At 48.5% G+C, this 20965-nt stretch carries 23 protein-coding genes; 12 read left to right on the top strand and 11 right to left on the bottom strand.

The window, feature by feature from the left end:
- The first annotated feature begins 15 nt into the window (after window positions 1–15).
- Both SFSGTM_RS16775 and SFSGTM_RS16770 read left to right on the top strand, forming a co-directional pair.
- Complete coding sequence (locus SFSGTM_RS16775) at window positions 16–2994, top strand: Tn3 family transposase (protein WP_162084761.1); 2979 nt, start codon at window positions 16–18, stop codon at window positions 2992–2994.
- 65 nt (window positions 2995–3059) lie between these two features.
- Window positions 3060–3575: a hypothetical protein gene (locus tag SFSGTM_RS16770; RefSeq protein ID WP_162086427.1), complete on the top strand. Its 516-nt coding sequence runs from the start codon at window positions 3060–3062 to the stop codon at window positions 3573–3575.
- 116 nt (window positions 3576–3691) lie between these two features.
- On the opposite strand, the gene SFSGTM_RS16765 is transcribed toward SFSGTM_RS16770, so the two are convergent.
- Entirely contained in the window at window positions 3692–4336 is a 645-nt protein-coding gene (locus SFSGTM_RS16765) for a hypothetical protein (RefSeq protein WP_162086426.1), read from the bottom strand.
- Window positions 4337–4788: 452 nt separating this feature from the next.
- Between SFSGTM_RS16765 and SFSGTM_RS16760 the strand changes: the two genes are divergently transcribed.
- Both SFSGTM_RS16760 and SFSGTM_RS16755 read left to right on the top strand, forming a co-directional pair.
- Window positions 4789–5085: a type II toxin-antitoxin system RelE/ParE family toxin gene (locus SFSGTM_RS16760; protein WP_162086425.1), complete on the top strand. Its 297-nt coding sequence runs from the start codon at window positions 4789–4791 to the stop codon at window positions 5083–5085.
- Between the two features lie 3 nt (window positions 5086–5088).
- A complete protein-coding gene (locus SFSGTM_RS16755) occupies window positions 5089–5391 on the top strand; it encodes an addiction module antidote protein (protein ID WP_162086424.1) in 303 nt (100 codons plus the stop codon).
- Window positions 5392–5902: 511 nt separating this feature from the next.
- On the opposite strand, the gene SFSGTM_RS16750 is transcribed toward SFSGTM_RS16755, so the two are convergent.
- Genes SFSGTM_RS16750 through SFSGTM_RS16735 form a run of 4 tightly spaced genes read right to left on the bottom strand, consistent with a single transcriptional unit; the run spans window position 5903 to window position 11997 of the window.
- Complete coding sequence (locus tag SFSGTM_RS16750; protein WP_232526104.1) at window positions 5903–7561, bottom strand: T6SS phospholipase effector Tle1-like catalytic domain-containing protein; 1659 nt, start codon at window positions 7559–7561, stop codon at window positions 5903–5905.
- Between the two features lie 2 nt (window positions 7562–7563).
- Window positions 7564–8100 (bottom strand): DUF3304 domain-containing protein, encoded by a 537-nt coding sequence (locus tag SFSGTM_RS16745; RefSeq protein ID WP_162086423.1) that lies wholly within the window; start codon window positions 8098–8100, stop codon window positions 7564–7566.
- Complete coding sequence (locus SFSGTM_RS16740; RefSeq protein WP_162086422.1) at window positions 8090–8956, bottom strand: DUF4123 domain-containing protein; 867 nt, start codon at window positions 8954–8956, stop codon at window positions 8090–8092. The genes SFSGTM_RS16745 and SFSGTM_RS16740 overlap by 11 nt, the downstream gene beginning before the upstream one ends.
- 11 nt (window positions 8957–8967) lie before the next feature.
- Window positions 8968–11997, bottom strand: a complete 3030-nt coding sequence (locus SFSGTM_RS16735; protein ID WP_232526103.1) for a type VI secretion system Vgr family protein — start codon at window positions 11995–11997, stop codon at window positions 8968–8970.
- Window positions 11998–12374: 377 nt separating this feature from the next.
- On the opposite strand from SFSGTM_RS16735, the gene SFSGTM_RS16730 reads away from it, so the two are divergent.
- Window positions 12375–12647: an HU family DNA-binding protein gene (locus tag SFSGTM_RS16730; RefSeq protein WP_162086421.1), complete on the top strand. Its 273-nt coding sequence runs from the start codon at window positions 12375–12377 to the stop codon at window positions 12645–12647.
- A gap of 67 nt (window positions 12648–12714) precedes the next feature.
- Here the strand turns inward: SFSGTM_RS16730 and SFSGTM_RS16725 are convergent, their stop codons facing one another.
- Together SFSGTM_RS16725 and SFSGTM_RS16720 are read right to left on the bottom strand one after the other, a co-directional pair.
- Window positions 12715–12993: a type II toxin-antitoxin system RelE/ParE family toxin gene (locus SFSGTM_RS16725; protein WP_162086420.1), complete on the bottom strand. Its 279-nt coding sequence runs from the start codon at window positions 12991–12993 to the stop codon at window positions 12715–12717.
- Window positions 12990–13217: a ParD-like family protein gene (locus SFSGTM_RS16720; protein ID WP_162086419.1), complete on the bottom strand. Its 228-nt coding sequence runs from the start codon at window positions 13215–13217 to the stop codon at window positions 12990–12992. Before SFSGTM_RS16720 ends, SFSGTM_RS16725 begins: the two co-directional genes overlap by 4 nt.
- 766 nt (window positions 13218–13983) lie before the next feature.
- Between SFSGTM_RS16720 and SFSGTM_RS16715 the strand changes: the two genes are divergently transcribed.
- From SFSGTM_RS16715 to SFSGTM_RS16695, 5 genes are all read left to right on the top strand, one after another.
- A complete protein-coding gene (locus SFSGTM_RS16715; protein WP_162086418.1) occupies window positions 13984–14751 on the top strand; it encodes a hypothetical protein in 768 nt (255 codons plus the stop codon).
- Window position 14752: 1 nt separating this feature from the next.
- Window positions 14753–15460 (top strand): hypothetical protein, encoded by a 708-nt coding sequence (locus tag SFSGTM_RS16710; protein ID WP_162086417.1) that lies wholly within the window; start codon window positions 14753–14755, stop codon window positions 15458–15460.
- Between the two features lie 73 nt (window positions 15461–15533).
- Complete coding sequence (locus SFSGTM_RS16705) at window positions 15534–15740, top strand: type II toxin-antitoxin system VapB family antitoxin (RefSeq protein WP_162086437.1); 207 nt, start codon at window positions 15534–15536, stop codon at window positions 15738–15740.
- Window positions 15737–16117, top strand: coding sequence for a type II toxin-antitoxin system VapC family toxin (locus SFSGTM_RS16700; protein WP_162086416.1), 381 nt, complete (start codon window positions 15737–15739; stop codon window positions 16115–16117). Before SFSGTM_RS16705 ends, SFSGTM_RS16700 begins: the two co-directional genes overlap by 4 nt.
- 158 nt (window positions 16118–16275) lie before the next feature.
- Window positions 16276–16512, top strand: a complete 237-nt coding sequence (locus SFSGTM_RS16695) for a hypothetical protein (protein WP_162086415.1) — start codon at window positions 16276–16278, stop codon at window positions 16510–16512.
- Between the two features lie 154 nt (window positions 16513–16666).
- Here SFSGTM_RS16695 and SFSGTM_RS17250 read toward each other — a convergent pair whose 3' ends face one another.
- The 3 genes from SFSGTM_RS17250 to SFSGTM_RS16685 form a co-directional block, all read right to left on the bottom strand.
- Window positions 16667–16795 carry a hypothetical protein gene (locus SFSGTM_RS17250; protein ID WP_269780114.1) on the bottom strand — a complete coding sequence of 43 codons (129 nt, stop codon included), beginning with the start codon at window positions 16793–16795 and terminating at the stop codon, window positions 16667–16669.
- 308 nt (window positions 16796–17103) lie between these two features.
- Entirely contained in the window at window positions 17104–17475 is a 372-nt protein-coding gene (locus tag SFSGTM_RS16690; protein ID WP_162086414.1) for a cupin domain-containing protein, read from the bottom strand.
- Between the two features lie 141 nt (window positions 17476–17616).
- Window positions 17617–18270 carry a class I SAM-dependent methyltransferase gene (locus tag SFSGTM_RS16685; RefSeq protein ID WP_162086413.1) on the bottom strand — a complete coding sequence of 218 codons (654 nt, stop codon included), beginning with the start codon at window positions 18268–18270 and terminating at the stop codon, window positions 17617–17619.
- 179 nt (window positions 18271–18449) lie between these two features.
- Between SFSGTM_RS16685 and SFSGTM_RS16680 the strand changes: the two genes are divergently transcribed.
- Window positions 18450–19007 (top strand): recombinase family protein, encoded by a 558-nt coding sequence (locus SFSGTM_RS16680; protein ID WP_194367992.1) that lies wholly within the window; start codon window positions 18450–18452, stop codon window positions 19005–19007.
- A gap of 129 nt (window positions 19008–19136) precedes the next feature.
- Here SFSGTM_RS16680 and SFSGTM_RS16675 read toward each other — a convergent pair whose 3' ends face one another.
- Complete coding sequence (locus tag SFSGTM_RS16675; protein WP_162086411.1) at window positions 19137–19475, bottom strand: hypothetical protein; 339 nt, start codon at window positions 19473–19475, stop codon at window positions 19137–19139.
- Window positions 19476–19865: 390 nt separating this feature from the next.
- On the opposite strand from SFSGTM_RS16675, the gene SFSGTM_RS16670 reads away from it, so the two are divergent.
- Complete coding sequence (locus SFSGTM_RS16670) at window positions 19866–20963, top strand: iron-containing redox enzyme family protein (protein ID WP_162086410.1); 1098 nt, start codon at window positions 19866–19868, stop codon at window positions 20961–20963.
- Window positions 20964–20965 lie beyond the last annotated feature (2 nt).

The following is a 20965-nucleotide window of genomic DNA, read 5'->3' as shown; positions in this document are numbered from 1 at the left end:
GAAGAAGGAAACAGCATGCCCCGCCGTTCGATCTTGTCTGCAAATGAGCGCGAAAGCCTTCTGGCCATCCCGACAGCCGGGGATGAGTTGATCCGTCTGTATACCTTCAGCGAGGTCGACTTGGCACTCATTCGCCAGCATCGCGGTGCTCAGAACCGGTTGGGCTTTGCAGTTCAGCTTTGTTACATGCGCTACCCTGGCATCTTGCTGGGCGTTGATGCCGAACCTTCCGCCCACTTACTGAACATGGTGGCGAATGAGTTGAAGGTTCCCCGCGAGGCTTGGAACGACTACGGGCACCAGCGTGCCGAAACGCGGCGCGAACATCTTTTGGAACTCCAAGCCGCTTATGAATTTCAGTCGTTCACCACGTTGAGCCACTATCGGGCCGCAGTGCACAGCCTGGGTGAGCTTGCCTTGCAGATTGACAAGGGCATCGTACTGGCCAGTGTTCTGGCCGAGTCGCTGCGTAGCAAGGGGGTGTTGTTGCCCACCGTTGACGTCATTGAGCGTATTTGTGCCGAAGCCATCACCCGTGCCAACAAATGCATTTATGCGGCACTGTCAGATCAGCTGACCCGCGCCCACCGCCAGCGACTGGATGAGCTACTGTTGCACAAGGAGGGGAGCAAGACAACCAAGCTGGCCTGGCTGCGCCTATCACCCAAGAAGCCAAACTCGCGCCACATGCTGGAGCATATTGAGCGCCTGAAATCATGGCAAGCACTTGATCTGCCAGCCAGTGTTGAACACGTGGTACATCAAAACCGTCTTCTCAAAATCGCCCGAGAGGGTGGGCAAATGCGGGCCTTTGACTTGGCCAAGTTCGAGCCGCAGCGGCGCTATGCCACCTTGGTAGCGCTGGCCATTGAGGGCATGGCTACGGTCATCGACGAAATAATCGACCTGCACGACCGCATCATCGGCAAGCTGTTCAACGCAGCCAAAAACAAGCACCAGCAGCAGTTTCAGGCCTCCGGCAAAGCCATCAATGACAAGGTGTGCCTCTACAGCCGTATCGGCTTGGCGCTGATTGAAGCCAAGAAAACAGGCGCTGACCCATTCGCAGCCATTGAATCGGTGCTTCCTTGGGAAGACTTCGCCGAGAGCGTCAGCGAGGCACAAGTGCTGGCCCAGCCCGAGAGCTTTGATTTCCTGCACCGCATGGGTGATGGATATGCGACTTTGCGCCGCTATGCGCCTGAATTTCTGAATGTGCTGAAACTGCGTGCCGCGCCAGCAGCCAAAGATGTACTGGAAGCTATCGAGGCACTGCGCTTGATGAACTCCAGCAACGCTAAACAAGTGCCAGCGGACGCGCCCAGCAAATTCATCACGCCCCGCTGGGCACGGTTAGTCAAAACCAGCAATGGTTTCGACCGCCGTTTCTATGAGCTATGCGCCTTGTCGGAACTGAAGAACAAGCTGCGTTCAGGTGATGTGTGGGTGCAAGGTTCTCGCCAATTCAAGAACTTCAATGAGTACCTTGTCCCTGTCGAGAAGTTCACCACAATGCAACTGGCCGACGAATTGCCGCTGGCCGTGCCAACTGACTGTGACCAGTACCTCCATGAGCGGTTGACGCTGCTGGAATCCCAGCTTGCCAAGGCCAACTTGATGGCGCTAGCCAACGAGTTGCCGGACGCCATCATCACCACAGCCACGGGTTTGAAGATCACGCCACTGGACGCGGTAGTACCCGATGAGGCACAAGCCCTGATAGACCAGTCGGCGGCACTGCTGCCCCACATCAAGATTACCGAGCTGCTGATGGAGGTCGATGGGTGGACTGGCTTTACCAACCACTTCACCCACCTGAAGTCCGGCGACGTAGCCAAAGACAAAACATTGTTGATGACAACCCTCCTGGCTGACGGTATTAACCTGGGGTTGTCCAAGATGGCCGAGTCCTGCCCTGGCACCACCTACACCAAGCTAGCTTGGCTGCAAGCCTGGCACATCCGCGATGAAACCTACAACGCCGCCTTGGCCAACCTGGTGAATACCCAATTCCGGCAACCTTTTGCCGACCACTGGGGGGATGGCACCACGTCCTCATCGGACGGACAAAACTTCCGGGTAGGCAGCAAGGCCCAAAGCACCGGCCATGTCAATCCAAAGTACGGCTCGGAACCGGGGCGCACCTTCTACACCCATATCTCCGACCAGTACGCACCGTTCAGCACCAAGGTGGTCAATGTCGGGGTGCGCGACTCCACCTATGTGCTGGATGGCTTGCTGTACCACGAGTCGGACTTGCGGATCGAGGAGCACTACACCGACACAGCAGGTTTCACCGATCACGTCTTTGGCCTGATGCCCTTCGTAGGCTTTCGGTTCGCGCCGCGCATCCGTGACTTAGGCGAGACCAAGCTCTTCATTCCGAAAGGCGACACCGTCTATGACGGTCTCAAACCGATGATCAGCGGTGAGCGATTGAAGATCAAGCAGATTCGTGCCCATTGGGATGAAATCCTACGGCTCGCCACATCCATCAAGCAAGGCACCGTGACAGCTTCGCTGATGCTGCGAAAGCTAGGCAGTTACCCACGACAAAACGGTTTGGCGGTGGCACTGCGTGAGTTGGGCCGCATTGAGCGCACGCTGTTTATTCTGGACTGGTTGCAAAGCGTGGAGTTGCGCCGCCGCGTCAATGCCGGACTGAACAAGGGAGAGGCGCGTAACGCGCTGGCCAGGGCTGTGTTCTTCAACCGACTGGGCGAAATCCGCGACCGCAGCTTTGAGCAGCAGCGTTACCGGGCTAGTGGTTTGAACCTGGTCACGGCGGCCATCGTTTTGTGGAATACGGTCTACCTGGAGCGGGCCACAGCCACTTTGCGGAACCATGGCCAGGAGGTGGACACCTTGCTATTGCAATACCTGTCGCCACTGGGCTGGGAGCACATCAACCTGACGGGCGATTACGTCTGGCGCTCCAGCGCTAAGATCGGGGCAGGTAAGTTCAGGCCGTTGCGGCCGATGCCTGGGGCTTAACGTACTTTAAATTCCGTTTTCTACAGCGACCCCAGGTTGGTGTATCTAGTTCAAGCAACAATGGAATGCTCGGACAGTCAAAAGAAAATATCTTTGGTTGTATCTACCTATCTAAAAAAGGCACTAGAATAGCCATTATTAATGAGCAAAAATCATCAAGCTCTAGCGGCTTAATGAGCGGAATTATGTCTGGAATTAAAAATGCCGTTCAAGGCAATGATGCAGAATATTCAAAGAAAATGTTCAATGAAATGTTAGCTAAGGCGCAAGAAAAAATACCAGGCTTGCTTGTCGAACTCGAAGAACTTCCTGAAGAAGGCGTTACTCATCCTGATGATGAAAAACTTAAACAACTTGGTTTCAATGTCCCATTGCCACCTGCTCAGCCAGCTGAGATGGTTGAGAATAAGCTTACTAGCACACCTGCAATTGCAACTAATGTAAAAACATCGCCTCCAGCAACAACTCAAACTCAACAGCAAAAAATAGAATTACTAAAAAGTCTGGTAGAACTAAAAAAATCGGGAGCACTAACGGATCAAGAGTTTACCGATGAAAAAAGAAAAATACTTAATAATTGATATTCCAGAATACTCATCTGTGTGCTCACTTTTTATCCGAATCGTTACACCTATGGATGCCAAATTCCAGCTCGCTTAAAGCATCATCCTGCCCAGGCACTGACTTAATTCAACGTTTATTGTACAAAAAGCGGTGATTCGCATTTTGTACAATAAGCATACTTATTATTTGATGCATACTGTCCCTTTATATATATCCCTTTTGCGCCACAAAATATGCACCGATGCTGCATATTTTGCAATCGAGCCCCAGGAAAAGAATAATACTCAGCAGAAGAAAGCCAGCGATTAGATCTAATAGAAAACGAACGAGACATCACAGCCAATACAACACATGCAATTAACATTATCATGCTCAGATTAAGAAAATAAATAACGATAGCCGCTAATAAAAAGATAAAAGTAGCCATATTTACGACTGAATTATGTTTTTTTGCGCGGCGCACCAACTCTTCACAGTAGTTATCATGAGCTATACGCCCATTAGAAATTTTCGGCATTCCTTTATTATCCTGTTCTGCCATTTTTTCTAAACTATTAGATACTTGTCTCGCGGCACGCTCAGGTATTGCTTTAAGCAACAAAGCAACAACCGAAAAAGCGATAACAGCCATAGTGATTTTGAAAGCATGAGGCGTTAGAAATGCATGATGTTTTGCAAGTAAAAAACCGATTATGCCTATAGCAATAGCTAGGCTAACTTTTTGGTCGCCAGTTAATGCTGATTTAGTTTCTGGCTCATTACCCATAATAACTTTCATTTTTAACACCCCTCCTAAGGCTATAAATAACCGATATGGATTTTAAAACTCAACCTCACTCGACACAACATCTGCCTGCTCATAATTGTAGTGGTCTAATAACAGCAGGCACCTTACTAGGTTGGATAATTTACTTAAAGAGAGTCCGTTTAGGCCGAGAAGCGAAAGATAGCCCCGACCTGGACATCGGCTCGCCGCCTCACCACTCAGTGACATGTCACATCAACGTCTACCCGAAACCGTCCAGTTGCGTACACCCCCAATTAGCCCTGTCCGAAACTAAGCAAAATCAATATCGGATGTGCGCTTTGATTCGTACACCGATTTAGTCAAAAACACACGCTTCCCCCAATCGCAATAACGATAATTTCCGTTTTCTGAAATGTTCCCAGTCAGTCAAAGACAACCAATAACAATTGACGCAATGTATCCCAAAGATTACAATCAACCATATGAATTCAATTCACACAACGGAAATTTTCGATGACTGGTTCGCTAGTCTGAAGGATAAGCAGGCCGTGAGGCGTGTACAGGTTCGAATCGATCGCGCCGAAGATGGTAATTTTGGGGATTGCAAACCTGTTGGCAAAGGCGTTTCCGAAATGCGGATTGATTATGGACCAGGCTATCGCGTGTACTTTGTTCAACAAGGAATTGAAATAGTGATCTTACTGGCTGGTGGAGATAAGTCCACGCAATCGAAAGACATTAAAACCGCGTTGGAGATTGCGCAACAAATTGAGGAGTGAGCAATGAAAACGATCAAACTACGAAAATGGGATAGTGCTGAACACCTCAAGACTGATGAGGATATGGTGCTCTATTTTGAAGCATGTCTAGACGAGGCGGGTAATGATGCGGCTTTTATTACCAAAGCACTCGGTACGATTGCACGCGCCAAAGGCATGACACAACTTGCCAAAGATAGTGGATTGGGACGAGAAAGCCTCTACAAGGCCTTATCTGGCGAAGGAAATCCAAGCTTCTCTACTATTCTCAAGGTGATGTCAGCACTGGGTATCAAACTGCACGCAGAGATGGCTCATTCCGCATAAAGCACATCGCAGAACAGTAAGACTCTCGTGCGAGAGTCTTACTCATCGAGGCTAAAACTGGGTGTTTTTGACTAAAACCGCGAAATGTCAATTAAGACAAGAACGTCTTGTGAGCGTGAAACATCGCGCGTTTCATTTCTTTTTGTTGCCGTCAGATTTTTATAGGCAGTGGCCTCGTTGACATTTCTGCCATTATTGATCGGCTTGAGGCATTAACCAGCGGCGGAAAAGCAGCTAATTGACATTTCGCGGTTTTAGTCAAAAACACCCTGAGTGAAAACCATGTCCAGCAATGCTTCTAACGTGATTCCGCCCCTAATGTCGCTAAATTGTAGCTTCGCTCCCAATGAGCCTATTAAGCCGTCATCGTCGAAGCAGGATACTGCAACGGAGACTGCGCCGCAATAAAGCTATGCTCGTCATTAGCGGGTTACGCCACCGTCGCTGCCTAGTGGCTGGATGTCGGTGATGTAGCCGTTGAGGTGGGTGCGGCTGGTGTTCTCATAGCGGCTTAATCATTCCCAAAGAACACATGGCGAAACTTCATGATACCCATGCTATTGAACGCTTCTTCGTTCATTATCCCTCTGTCCCAAACTGTTGCCATGCCGATAAACCCTGCCATGGAGTCATGGATATAGTCTTCACAAAGCTGTTCAATTGCAGGGGTAAGCTTTTTAATATTGATGGCGGCAGCGATTTTGTAGAGTTGCTGGGTTTTAAGGTCTTGTTCGTCGAATGCGATACCAGTGGCTTTAGCCATTGCAATAGCACGCGCTTTCGCCTGAGCGGCGGCTATAGCCGGATCAAAATCGGGTGAATTAGGGTCGCCAACCGCCAGCTCGCCGAGTCGGAAATGAATGGTGTTTTGGGTGGTCTGCAAATAACCCCGATCTGCTTTATTGGCGCGTTTGTAAAACATGCGCTCTGGTAGCGCATTGCGATATTTGAAACGGTAGCTGAGATACAGCGCCATATGCTGTTCCAGCATATGCTCTACCGCAGCTGAGCTGATTTTTGCGTCTTGGGCGTAGGTGTTGAAGGCGGCAATAGTAGCCTGTGTAGGTGTCAGGTCGTCTTTGAAATTCTTTGGTAATTTCTGCCACGCAATTAATGGCACCCCTGATTTCATAGCTTCATGGTACATGGTCATGCCAGGAATGATGCTCAAGTTATCATCAGGCGCAGGAATCAGTCCGAGGGCGGTGGGTGCGTAGCCGCCCCCCAGGTCGGAGTGCGAGCCAGGGTACACCACCTCTTTGGTATTGGCAGGGTATTGCTGTTTAATCCGCGTTGAATCCAGCGGAAAGGTTGCCCGCACCTCATGCCCCGCCACAAAATGCACGCAGCGCTCAATGGCGGGATGGATTTGCAGGCTATTATCAGCCCATTGCTGATGCCCCGTTACCGAGTTGCCGCCCCATAAATTGGCAGCGCCTACTGATGCCACGGTATCGAATATTCCCAAAAAAGTAATGCATAGCGGAATGCCCGCAAATGTCCAGCCGCCATTTTCCTGTTTGCATACCGACATTAACCAATTGCAAAATACCCGTGCTTCGGCAGCCCCACGCGAGAAACCGAATACTGACAGATTGATTTGCTCAACGTGCGGTTTTTTGCCTGCGAGTGCGGCTTTGAGCTGATCCTGCCAGTGGTGTAACACCTTGCGGTTTTCAGCATCGGCTGTCCACGCTTGCATATTGCTAATATCACCAGCCTGTTTGTCTGGGATTAATGGCGCAGTTGTTACATAGCGATAAGGGGCATTCACTACTTGCAACAAACCCCAGATAATGCGGGCAGCACCGCCCGCCGCAGCGGCGGAGCCCATCGCGCTGGTGCTTTTTTCGCCTATTTCAGGGAATGCTGTGCCGACACCGGGAATGTAATTGGCAATGTAACCCCTATCAGGTGCATCTGGATAAGCGTGAAAAAGCTTGACGATATTGCTGTGCTTACGTTTTTCTGGTGGCAAATCATCATAATCCGCTGTTTTATTATTACCTGTACCATCAAAAAACATGCCGACATGTACCTGACCCGAGCACTTGGGCTGGGTGTCTGTAGCCATGGTGCTGTTCATGGCCTGTGCGCGCTGCATGGTTTCCTTAGCAGATAATTTACGATAGCCGTCAGCTGGAAAAGGTTGCGGAGTCAATGCTGTCATAATTATTTTCCTTTACACATGTTTTCAATACCATCCCAACAATGGTTAGGGTCTGGAACTGGATAGGGATAATTGGGAGAGCCTGGCCCCCATTTGGTTACCAACACCTTTACGTCATCATGCGGGAAGAAGTTAATCGCAACCGTATCTGCTTCCTTGTATTCGGGTATATCAACGATTTTTTGTTTCCATGGGCCTTGGACAAGGACATTTTTGCCGTTGCGGATGACCAGTTTGCCTTGGCTGTCCTTTAGCCACGTACCATCCATTTGCCACTTAATCGTGGCTTTAAGGCCAGGGTGCCAATGCTCGGGAATCACTACGCAGCACATGCCGCCTGCGCCACCAGCGTGAGGGTTAACGCCGAGTATGCCGCCTTCGCCGTTGATGATGATGGAGACAATAGGTTCGTCGATATAACTAATCGCACCATAGGAAACGGTCGCGGTAGGTTCTTCAAAACAGCCTGCCAGCGGCAGGCATAGTACGAGAATGAGGAGCAGGGTTTTCATTTTTTGTATCTGAACTTTATTCAACATACGCCTCCAATTCCGAAATAAGACTGCCTTGCTCCCACTTATGTTGCTCCAATAATTGCTGCAACTTCGGGTCAGCCAAAGCTTCATTGTTGGTGAGGCAGCCTAATATGGCGAGGGCGACAATGTCTTGGAATGACTCAACCCTATATTGTTTGGCATAGGCGCATATGTCAGTTATACGTTGGTAAAACTGTGCTCGCTGGGAGTCTGGTACCAGATCAGGCGTTTTCTCATGCAACGCCGCTATCACCGCATCAGGCTGCCCCAAGTCCAGCATCATTGCAACCGCTTCCGCATCTAGCGTGATTTCATCAGGAATCTCTGCATCTGTTTCGGCTAGCGGGATATTTTCCAAATCGCCGCTACGATTAATGATGTACCAGGCTGCGAACTGATGGGTTAATCCATGCCATGCCGCTGGCGGTAGTGCCACGGCCAGCGCGGGTAACACCCGCGTATCAGCGAGGCGCAGCACAAATAATTGCCCATCGTCTGTTTTGACTTTCTGAAACGGACGCCAAGCCTCGGCAATTTCCATTGCGGAATGTTCACTGGCAATCAGACTCAACATAGGGCGTCCCTCGCAGTGTGCAAACAGGGTAACCAGCGCTTTGCGTAAAGGCTCTGGTTCAGCCGTGGGTAGCGCCAGCAGCACTGGGCTAAGCTTGGCGAATTGCTGCATCAGGTCATTGTCATACAAACACACCGACTCACTACGCCAGCGTAAAGGCGCTGCCTGATAATCAAATGCTTGATCGACGACGGCTATCCAATTCAGCGCAGGTCGTTCAGCAATAATGGATAGCGCATGATCAAGCAATTCCCATGCGCCCAAATAGTCATTAGCGAAATACATCAATACTCCTGTTAGACACTGGCTAATGCTGAGCCTGCGTTAAGCGCCTTGAGCAAGCAAGGTATGCAAATAGTGGAAGTGGCAAATTGCGGCAACGCATAATTCATACTAGCACCCCCCGTAAACCCCTTCACCCCAGCCTGCACCAATATCTTACCTGGACACTGCACCGTGATATTCCCCCCAGCAATCGTGATAGCCGCACCGCCTGCGGTACGCAGTGTAATATCCGTCGCCGCAGCAAAGTCGATACTCGCCTGCGCACTCTTCATATCCAGATTGTTTTTAGCTTTTAAACTGATGATGTCGTTATGCGCCTGTATCGTCGTATCGCCTTGTGCTGCAATCAACTGCATGCCCGCCGTCTGGTTCTGCTTCAACCCCCCAGCCGTCAAGCCTATCGCCTGCCCACTGTGAACACGGAACGCCCCACCCGTAGTGAACTGACTATCTGCCGCATTCAGCACATTCAACGTCTCACCTGCGTTGAATTGCACATCTTGCCTCGCCGTCATACTCAAATCATGCTTCGCCAGAATGCTGATCACTGGATCAGTGTGGTGGGGCAGGTGCTGGTCATCTGCCTGCGTGTTCTGTGCTGCCGCATCCCCCTGTGCTGCATCCAGCGCCTTGCCATCCACCATCCCCTGCAACACCTTGCCCAAGGCAGGAATTGGCGCAGCCTCGTCATTCAGATAACTGGCGTTGGCTTTGCTACTGCCCTTGAGCGCCGCAATACCCACACTCAAATGACTATCCGCCAACTGACTCAGACTCGCCCCGAGCGTATTGGCCGTATTCAACAACCCATAGCCCGCAGGCACATCCCCAGCGGTTTGGCGTTGACTGGCACTGTGGCTCACCCCATAACTCGACACCAGCCAGCCCGACCCTGCACGTAATGCCCCCCAGGCATCGGTACGCAGCTCAATCCCATTACCACGGAAACTGCCCCGATAGTTATCTGCCGTATGCAGCAGATGCCCCAGATTCAACTCTGTCCCTGATTGTGTTGTCTTCAACTGTATCCGACCCGCACCATCACTGTCATCAAACACCAGCTGGTTATAACCCGACCCACTGTATTCCTGACTACGGATACCAAACTGCGCAGCAGCGTTGTTATGCGCATCCGCACCCACCCCCGCACCATGCCAGGCAGGCGCATAGCCTGCGGTTAAATTGCCCTGAGCTGACACACTGTGATCAGTTGCCTGACTTAACGCACTCGTATCCGCATCTACCAATGATCCCGCAGGGGTTGCCGGCACACCGGCCTCACCCTGACCAAAGTACAGCGCACCCACTATCACCGGGCGATTGATGTCGCCCTCCATGAACTGGACTTGTACTTCTTGCCCGATACGCGGCAGGAACTGACTGCCCATCCCGCCACCCGCAGAACGCTGCGCCACCCGTACCCAGCAACTGGCACGACTGCCAGTTTGGTCCAGTGCATCCTGCCACTGGAACCGTATCCGCACCCGCCCCAGCGCATCACAACAAATCTCATCGTTGCCCAACAGGGCAGGGGAACTGCCAGACGCATCACTGTCAGCATAACCATCATCAGCCCCATCAAACCCCACCACCCGTGCAGTCTGACTGCCCATGCCAGTTGGCAACATATGCAAATGCCGTGACTGCCAGGGTCGCCATGGGCGGTTGGCAGGTAATGCGATAAACGCATTGGCATAACCCAGACGCTGGGCAGTCGCCACCAGCGCGGCACGGGCTTCATCCGCAAGCGGGGCAGACAGCGCATCCACATCCTGATCGCGCTGCCTTGCCGTGTTGTGCGCTGTGTCAGCATCATCAGATGATGGCGCTAACAACGCCATCAGCCAGTCCGTCAAAGACGGCACCAGCGTATTGCCCGCAGCACTGCCATGCGCCGCATAAGGCAAATTATTAATCCCCGCCTGCACCACCTGCGTACTTACCCAACTCTCCGGCGTACCAGGCACCCCCACCCGTGGATGCCCGTCTATGCCAAACTGCAACCCCGCCCGCAGACTGCGCACCGTACTCAACCCCGACCAAATCTGCTGCCGTGCCTCCAGCGCCTGCATGATTACCAGCGCATGGCGTTGTGCTTCATCCGCCTGGCTGAACGCATATGCCCCCACATAGTCATAATGCTCTATGGGTGGCAACTTCTGATACTGCGCATCACCGATCACCAGCTGTGTTGGCACCGAGCTTGCCACCACCGACTTCGCCTTATAATCAAAACTCGCCAGCGTCACCCGTGCCGGTATCAACCGGTGCGAAGAAGACAACGCCGTAATACTGTCCGCCTGCTGCTGCGAGCCAGTACCCGCAAAGCGCAACCCCGTTGCTGGTGCAAACGGCACAGCAGGGCAAGCACTGACTTGCGTACTGTCGGCAAACAACACCAGCGTATGCCCATCAGGTGCATCCACATCATCCTGATCCACTCGCCAGCTCAAGCCATCCTCAGCCAGCAAGCGCGTCACAAACGCCAGATCCGATTCACGATACTGCACACAGTAGCTACGCACAGGCAGGGCAGACAACAGCGACAGCGCATCATTGCTCCAGTCCCAGTAGGCACGTGGGGCATAATCGGCAAATACACTATCGACTATCGCCAGCACTGACTGCTCCTGCCAGACCCGGCTATGGGTGGCATGGCGTAGATCTTCCAGCCAGGGGGATAAGCGCAACTGGTAACGGGTTACGCCACCGTCGCTGCCTAGTGGCTGGATGTCGGTGATGTAGCCGTTGAGGTGGGTGCGGCTGGTGTTGGCTAGGCTGATGTGCAGGGTGGCGGCGCGACCCATTGCTAATTGCAGGGGCAGGTCTGGGCGGCGTGAGAGCACGAGAATGTCGGTGTAGGGCACCTGGTGCAGGCGGTCATTGCTGCTGAAGGCGGCAACCAGCAGGCCGTTGTTGTCTAGCCAAGGAGTGAGTTCATCGGTATCGGCAAAGGTGAATTCATAGAGCCGTGTGTCGCTGCTGTAACCTGCTATTGCGGCTAGGCTGTCAAATGCGGTGGTGTCGTTGTTATTCATCATGGTAACTCCAGACTCAACAATAATTATTAGTTATGCATGCGCATTCACGTCATGAACATGCCGTTCGTGAATGACGGTGTAGCTTGATATTATATGCTGTGTTTAGATACTTATTGCGTATAAGTTTGTCTGTCATGAAGCAAGCACCGGGAAACATGGCCGCCAGCCCACAATGCGCGGGGGGTTACACACAAATTCGTGTGGATGTTGTTTATAGGCAGGTCACTCGCTGCATGTTGGAACAACATAAAATGGCCTAACCAGCAACGGAACATGTCACGCAACCGATGCCATTCCCCAATAATGCCGTGGCATAATACGCAACGGCACACGTGCCGATACTATCCATCAATTTCCATAAACAAAAGAGAGCGACCATGAACAAGAAAGAGCTAGTGGCATTCATTGCCAAGGAGTCAGAATTAACACGAGAGTCAGCAGAAAACGCATTAAATGCCATCATTAGCAGTATTACGGATGCCCTTAAGAAAGGCGATGATGTGGCATTAGTGGGCTTTGGTACATTTAAGGTGTCTAAGCGCGAAGCGCGTACAGGACGCAACCCTAAAACAGGCGCCGCATTGGAAATCGCTGCCCGCAATTCACCAGGGTTTAGTGCTGGCAAGGCATTAAAAGAAGCAGTTAATTAAAGGTTGCATGGCCAGGTATTGGGATGACGCTCAATGACTGGCTACGACCAGACTATCCAGGCATTACTTAGCGTTTGAGGTTGCGATAAAAGTTTTCATGTGGTGCTATCGCTTCTAGATAAACCAGCTGGACATTGTCGTCGAGTGTGTAGCCCAGCAGATAGAGCTGTCCTTGACTGTTGAATTTGTAAACCAATAAATTGACGAGATCGCCTTTTTTGCGATCACCGACGGCTGGGTTCTCAGCCACACGCTTGACTGCACTATCAACGTCAGCGGCGACATTGTCGTGTAACTTTTTATATTGACGCGCAAACCGCCGCGTCTGTTCAACGGTGTAACTCATGCACGCTGACTGCGTGGTACGAAAGGTGTTGTCTGTTTGCGTGGCTCACGCATTGAAGCCAGTGATTCCGCCACAAAACTCACAGGTAGATCAGGATTGTCGAGTGAAGCCCGGCCCACCATAGCCCAATACTCAATCTGTCCCGCAATTGTTCGGTGCTCTACTTTCGCTTCGCTTCGCGCTAGTTCATATAATGCATCGTCGATTCTAACTGGCATGCCCATCTTTGCTCTCCAAACATAATATAACTACAAAAGTAGTAATATTGTAATGCCGAAGAATCGTAATTGCAATTCATCTATCCCAATTATCACAAAGCCTGAACAGGAAGATTGTGACAAGTCACCACAAACAGAAATACGCTCGCACGCGATTCTGCAAAACAACTGTAAAACCAAAATTAACAATCAAAATAGGCAGGTTTTGGCGACGCGCAATGGCGCGAGGTGCCGCCGAAGCGGGGCAAGGCGTACAGCCGCAGCCCATTTTGGCGCAGACAAAATGCTGGGTGGAGCCGCGCAAAGGAAAATTGCCAGCGTAGCGTCGGCAATTTTAGCGCACCCAAGTGCGCGACTTTGGGTGGGGGGCACAGCCCCTGCGCCGCGCTTTGCGGCTACCCCGAAACACGATGACGACAGTCAATTCTGCGGTAGCGGAATCCAGTAAATTGGACTAGTGCCAACTAGTGCGATTTGCGCAGTCGGGTTGCGGGGTAGCCGCGAAGCGGCGGGGCACCCGAGGACGACTAGTCCGCTGGAGGAGGCAAAGCCGACGAAAGGCTGTAAAAGTTTTGAAATTTTGCGTCCAGCAAAATAGCTATAATAAACGCGTAGCGCGGCGTACAGCCGTTTTGCGCAGCAAAATTAGATTATGGCGATTCAAAAGCTTTTGCAGCACAAACACAACAACACAATTTAAAAAATAAATATAGTTTACAACACCATACTAGCATGTTATATTAGATATATAATTTCAATACATTATCTAATTATGAACAATAACATAGAATCTAATTTAAGCACAGCGCGGGAAAAGTTTAAAGCCACGGGAAAATCACCAAAAGCTGTTGGCCGCGAGAAAGAAATCGCCGCGCTTTTGTGGGTATATCGTTTCGGTTTTTCATCCAAAAAAATCGTCGATTCTTTAAATATGACAACGACTACTGGACTATCAAATCGCCTGGTAAAAAAAGAACTATTAGTAGAAACAAAAACGGCGAGCGGTTCTCCGCCAACTTTTTTAACTTTATCCAGGGCTGGTCTTGAAATTGCCACCTCACATTCAAATCAACTTTTGAATTACCAGTTGGATCCGTATCGATCCAGGCAAGATCATTTTAGGCATGACCTGTTTATCCAAAAAACAGCTTTGAAAGCAATCAAGAATGGACACACCTTTCTGACCGAATCAGAACTCGCAGAAAAATCCGTCGCGGGTGAAAAACAGTTCGATTTAATTATTATTATGTCCGACAAAAGAACAGTTGGCGTTGAAATTGAACTTTCAGCAAAATGGGAGCGCGACTTGGACTTTTTTGTTCGTGGTTGCTCGCTTTCAATCAAAAATAAAAAGGTCGATCTGATCCAGATTGTGTCCGATTCAAAAGCCATTCTAAATAGATACCAAAAAGCATTGTCCCCGTCTGCAACCTACGCAAAATGGACCAAAAATAGTAATGGCAAATGGGTAAAAGAAAATGACTATCTGGTTGGTGAAGAAGTTGAAAATAAGATTTTTTATGAACTGATTGAGGTTTGATATGCGAATTATAAAAACAATCATGACAATGTTAATGCTGACTGGACTGTTAACTGGTTGTCACGACGATGACGATCTTGCAAAGATCAAAGACCAGCAAAATCTGATTGGCAAATGCAATGATCAATTAAATGACGCCGATGCTCGAATAAATCAAATTGTTGATAACCGCGTAGCGAATGAAGATCAGGCGATTATTAACGGTTGTGGTTATTCATTTGGCATTTTTAATAATCTAATTCCTAAAATAATTCCAGGATGTGATCCCGCATCAGTCGCAAAAGCAACAAAAGATGCGAAAGCAGATCCATTTTCAGATGTTTCAAAAGCAGTATTAAAGGATACGTACTGGAAAATAATAGGCTACAGATGGTTCTTTTTTATCGTCACTATCGCAATCATCGCCATCACATTTTCCGTTATATTTTACTTCTTTATGGCATTTAAGAATACAAAAAGACGTGAGGCTGAATCAGGTGACATTAGCACGTTAGAAAATACGGTATCGCAAAAAACAGAAGAAAACAATGTATTGAAACAACGCGTAGCTCACCTGACAAACACTGTAAATCAGTTGCAACAAAATGAAGAAGATGACACACCAGATGAACGTGATGAGCGAATCACTGAACTTGAAACCCACGTTGAGAAACTTAAAAACCAGCTCGACATTGCCCACACAGCACTCGAAATGAAAAAGCTGTTTTAAACATTTAATAGTAGTGGTGATGATGTTTTTGATGTACATTAACATCATTAATGATGCAAAAATGGAGATAGCAATGCGCACGACGGTTACTATTGATGATGCCCTCTATGAACAAGCCCTGGAAATGGCCGATACGAACATGGATAAAGCGGATATTTTCAGAGAAGCGATTAAAACTTTTGTACGTGTACAAGCCGCCAAGCGGCTTGTCGCACTAGGCGGCACCATGCCTGAAATTCAAGATATACCGCGCCGCCGTGATCACGCCGCTTCGCAATGAATGTACTCATTGATACCTCGGTGTGGATAGATCACTTCCGAAACGGTAATGATGTATTGGTTAATATCATAGAGCTAGACCGTGCATTCACTCATCCAATGGTCATACTCGAACTTGCTTGTGGAACACCACCAGCACCCCGCATCAAAACGTTAAATAACATTAGCTTTTTGCAATCCTGTAACCAGGTAAGTCTAGGTGAAGTCATGCAATTCATCGAACATGAGAAACTGTATGGCCTTGGATGCGGATTAGTAGATATTACATTACTGGCATCTACGCTTATTACACCCAGTACTGAATTATGGACGCTTGATAAGCGACTTGCGGATTTAGCTGTACGCTTCGGTGTCGCTTTTGAGCCGATGCTGCATTAGCTACTCCTTGTTTTTGTATAACGTCAGCGAAGAACAAAATACGATCAAAATTAATCGTCATCTCACAAAATTTAAATTTACAGTACGTCTATTACATCACGTTTTCAATGTTTTGTTATAATGAAAACAACAATTAATCATCACGAAAACAAAATTTCATGAAAATAAATCAGGCAAAAGAGTATTTTGAACTAGGCATCATCACTAAATTTTATGCGGTGCGTGACATTAAGCCAGGCTGCTGGATTTTGTGTATCGAAGGTCAACAGGATAAAAACTGGACGTTACAAACCGCACTTGGAAAAACAAAAGTGTTTGCCACCCTGGATACGTTAACCCGTGAAATAGAAACCATCATGGGTAGTCATGTATCCAGCATTGCTTTTGCTATCTGAGATGACTGAATACCTGTAGCAACATCCTTTTGTTGCTTACCAAAGCCAATTTAACGCCGTCAACAAACCCAAAACTAAATATTGCGATGGTTTTCATATTAACTACTCCAGGTGAAGATATGAACAATCATGCTAAGACCATTCAAATGATGCTTTATTCATTATTTTCCTGAATATTTTGTTTCTTTTTGTGATCTTCAGCACGATGCGTGTTCGCGTAGATAGCAATTACAAGCAGAATAAGGGTTGCAGCAACTAAACCGATTAATGAATTAATAGCCATTTTCATACCCTTTTACAAATACAGAAGATTAACTATCTCACAAAAAACCCGTCCTGAGGCGATTTAAGCGATTAAAACAACCAAAGACATACCTGACTACCAGAGCGGTCAAAATAATCGCACCAATCAGCCCCTGACCATGCCAGAACGTATCCACAAAGCCAAAGCCCACCCGCCTTTATGCAAGCTGGTTTTAAAATGGTTAAATAACTAAGTTTAATATGGGGTCGCTTCAGAAAACGGAAAATAAAGCACGCTAAAGAATATTCGATCCAAGTGAAATTTAATTTTGCCGGAAAGATCCCCGCTTATTTATTTGGTGTTGGGGCTGGCTGATAGACCTTGTCTTCGACAGAAGGCGCGCGCAACATCAAGGTCTCCACAGGAGGGAATACCTTCGTCACTGCGTGATACACCCCTACCGGAAAGCAACAGAATTCGCGCTCGTTGATTATCGACCGCTTGCCTTCCACTTCAACCTCGATTGAGCCTTTGAGCACAATGAAACACTCGTCGCTTGTGGTGTGCATGTGAGGAATTTCGCCATCACCGACCCAACTTTCGTTTGTATTGTTATACCAAATCTGGAGCTGGTCAGACCGAAAGCCAATTTCATCAGGTGGTTCACGTCCAGACAAGAGTGAGTGGCCCGGTAGTTTTTTATGATGTAACAATGTCATGTAGTCTTTCTGCACACATTTAAAGTGATTGCTATTGCCAGTTTTACTACCTGTCGGCTCGTAATAAGGCGTTACTTGACGAAAGAGAGGTTAAAGTACGATAAGCGTATATCATTTACACCGCCCAACATATCCCGATCCTCACGAGGCAATAACGCTATACTCCAGCGCCCAATAGTATTCCCACTCGTGATAGTGAACATTGTCGACGATACCGGCAACAGCATCACGTAGCTGCTTCTCTGTAGAAAAGTTCTTCAATACTTGATGCGTCGTGCCATCAGCGAGACTTCGTATTTGATAGGTATTTCCATCAGCATCTTGATTTGAGATTGGAGTGCTGCTGCCTTCGACAAACCGATTGTCCATGAGCACAACCTTTGCCCCAGGGCAAAGAGCCTGGTTGAAGCTGAGCAAAAATGAGCGAACTGAGGATATGGGAACGTGAGAGAGCCAGAATCCTGCAAAACCACCGGAGGGTAGCGGAGTGAGTGTCGGCAAGCTATATGCGTTACCTTCTACGAACTGGACATGTTGAGCAGGTACCCGCACTCGTGCAATCTCCAGAGTTTCGGGCGAGGAATCTATGGCATAAATACTTTTAGCCACCGGTGCGATGAACTGCGTCCAATGTCCAGTGCCACAAGCGATCTCAAGGATGGATCTGCCTGATAACGCTAACGGCAGCCAGCTTTCGATAGACCGCAGATCGTGCTGACGTTCCGGCTTTAGATACACACGGTCATACTCTGGTGCTCTGGCCCCGTAGTACTGTTGCATCGTAAAATTACTCATGCACTCCCTCTATGCATCCCGTCATCAAGCCGGATTTTTTGTCCGAATGAAGTATACCCTAACCGGATGTCAGGCATACTATGCGAACACCGTCAGGATAGAACCGTAAACCATATTTATTGACACAATCTGCCAAAGGTAATAGATTTCAGCCTGACACTTTTACTTTTGGAGTCATCTTGCAAGGTCAACGTATAGGTTATGTGCGAGTCAGCAGCTTTGACCAGAACCCTGAGCGGCAATTAGAGCAGGTCAAGGTTAGCAGGCTATTCACCGACAAGGCTTCAGGCAAGGACACCCGGCGTCCAGAGCTGGATGCGCTGTTGGCTTTTGTGCGTGAAGGTGACACGGTAGTGGTGCACAGCATGGACAGGCTGGCACGTAACCTTGACGATCTGCGTCGTCTCGTGCAGAAGCTGACAGGTCGAGGCGTACGCATCGAGTTTGTTAAGGAGGGACTGCTCTTTACAGGCGAGGATTCCCCAATGGCGAATCTGATGCTGTCAGTGATGGGCGCCTTTGCCGAGTTCGAACGTGCTCTGATACGCGAACGCCAGCGTGAAGGCATTGCGCTGGCGCGCCAGCGTGGCGCCTACCGTGGGCGAAAGAAAGCGTTGTCGCCTGAACAGGCCGCCGATCTATGCACACGCGCTGCTGCAGGTGAGCAGAAAGCGCAGCTTGCCCGTGAGTTTGGTATTAGCCGGGAAACACTGTATCAGTATCTGCGGAGAGGATGACGCCAACAATGGGTTGTCAGTGCCACTGCTCGCTCACCTTGAAGCAAGTGCATCATAAAGAATTAACCCGGCAACAAACGGTTGCCGGGTTAAGTAGTACTGCCAGCTTGGCTGGCTTATGCTGATCAATTATTTCCCGATTTTTTTGCTGACGCTATTTTCTTGCTTGTTCAGTGTATTTTGTTCTTGCTTGGTAATGTGGCCTCCATTATGCGCCGCCATGTTGCGTTCTTCCTGACGGATTTTATGATCTGCTTTATGCAGCTTCTCAGCTTTCTGTTTGCTCATGTCACCTTCCTTGACTTCACGATGGATGCGCTGATCCTGTTTAGCCAAACGGTCATTGACCTGATCGCGGGCAGGGTGCGTTTTTTCAAATTTGGTTTCCGCCATGGCACTGGTTGCGCTTATGCCAATGAATCCGGTTAATACAGTGATTAAAATAGCTTTGCTTGAATTTTTTAACATGACAATCTCCATAACGGTTATTTTGTTGAATAGCAGGCGCTACACTGCGAATAACGCCGGGAGGGGGCTTGTGTTGACGATACCTGGTTACAGTCTGTTTCCGCCTGTTTCAGAGGTGTTTCAGTACCCGTATTGGCAGTGCTGTTAATTATTATAATTATTAAGATGGCCAGGACACAGTAAGGCATAGCTCAAGTCCAGAACCTGCTCCTTTTTACAGCAGGTTACCAGCTTAATTCATTGTCCTGAAATTGGGGTCCACTTTACCCATCGAGCTCTGTTTCATTCCAATCAGGTTTATATCCTAGTAATTTTTACAGGTTTTTCTTAAGTGTGGATCCAAATAGAATCTCGCTACGAACTTAACCGATAATAATTAGGAAATCATAAATGCTCAATATCGAAAAAATCGTTAATCAGATCCCACCATTACAAAACTGGGATTGGCCTCCAGTAGTACATCAAGCGATGGATAAAGGTTTTAAACAATTTATAAATATGAATAGGGATAACCAGGAGGAGTTTCTTAATAATTTACGTAATGACTCTCTAGAGCATTCGCGGGTTCTCAATGAGTACCTAGGTATTGTTTCAGGTTATTTTTTTGGATATCAGGATAGTCCTTTATATTTAGATATTGATGATGAGTTTGAGATTGCGATCATAGCTGCAAAGATAGTACTTGAACGCGAAGCCAAAGATTATTGGCTACAGTTGCCCCACTTAAAAGAAATTACTACTGTTGAGGACGCAGTAGGCCATTTAAGGCAAATAGCCGCTGCAAACCCAAGCCTAACACATTCACTGTTTCCCTATCTCCGGAATAATGCAAGTTCAGAAGCCATGAGGGTATTTCTTTGGAACGAAATTATTCGAAATGAGGTAGTCGACGATGAAGTGGCTATGTTAAGTGTTGGTATGCAAGGATTAATGAAGATAAGCACTGTATCCAACCTATGGGATGAGCTAGGCCATGGCAGCCTACGTAATTTTCATACCTACTGGCTACGTAGGTTACTAGATGGGCTGGGGTCAAAGCAGGATTTCATGAACTACCGGACAAATAACCGACCTTGGTTTACTAAAATTACCACAAATATATTTAATATCCTTCTTTCCCGCCCAGGCTTGAAGTACATGAAGTATGGGTGGTTTTTGACAAATGAGGGGTGGGTCGAGCCGCACTTTGAGGAAATTGTGGCGGGTATGAATCGAGTGAACTTTTTGAAAGATGACATTCAAATCTATTTCACCGCGCATATTTCAATCGACCCTGTACATACGGAAGAACTTATTGACGGGTTGTTACATCAGACTCCCACTCTTACGCCTAAGGAACTCCAACACGTAGTAGCTGGAGCACAAATGGCGGTTGCGGCAGCTAAAATCCAATATGACCACGTATTGCAGTATTTGATTGAAATCACAACAAATCAGCCCGACATTTGCCAAGCTGTGAATCCAATACACGCGACTGTGGAGGCCTGAGC

Origin of the sequence: Sulfuriferula nivalis, assembly GCF_009937995.1 — a bacterium.
In the GTDB taxonomy this organism is placed as follows: domain Bacteria; phylum Pseudomonadota; class Gammaproteobacteria; order Burkholderiales; family Sulfuriferulaceae; genus Sulfuriferula; species Sulfuriferula nivalis.
Note: the sequence above shows the minus strand (reverse complement) of the source record. Positions and strands in the feature narration are given on the sequence as shown.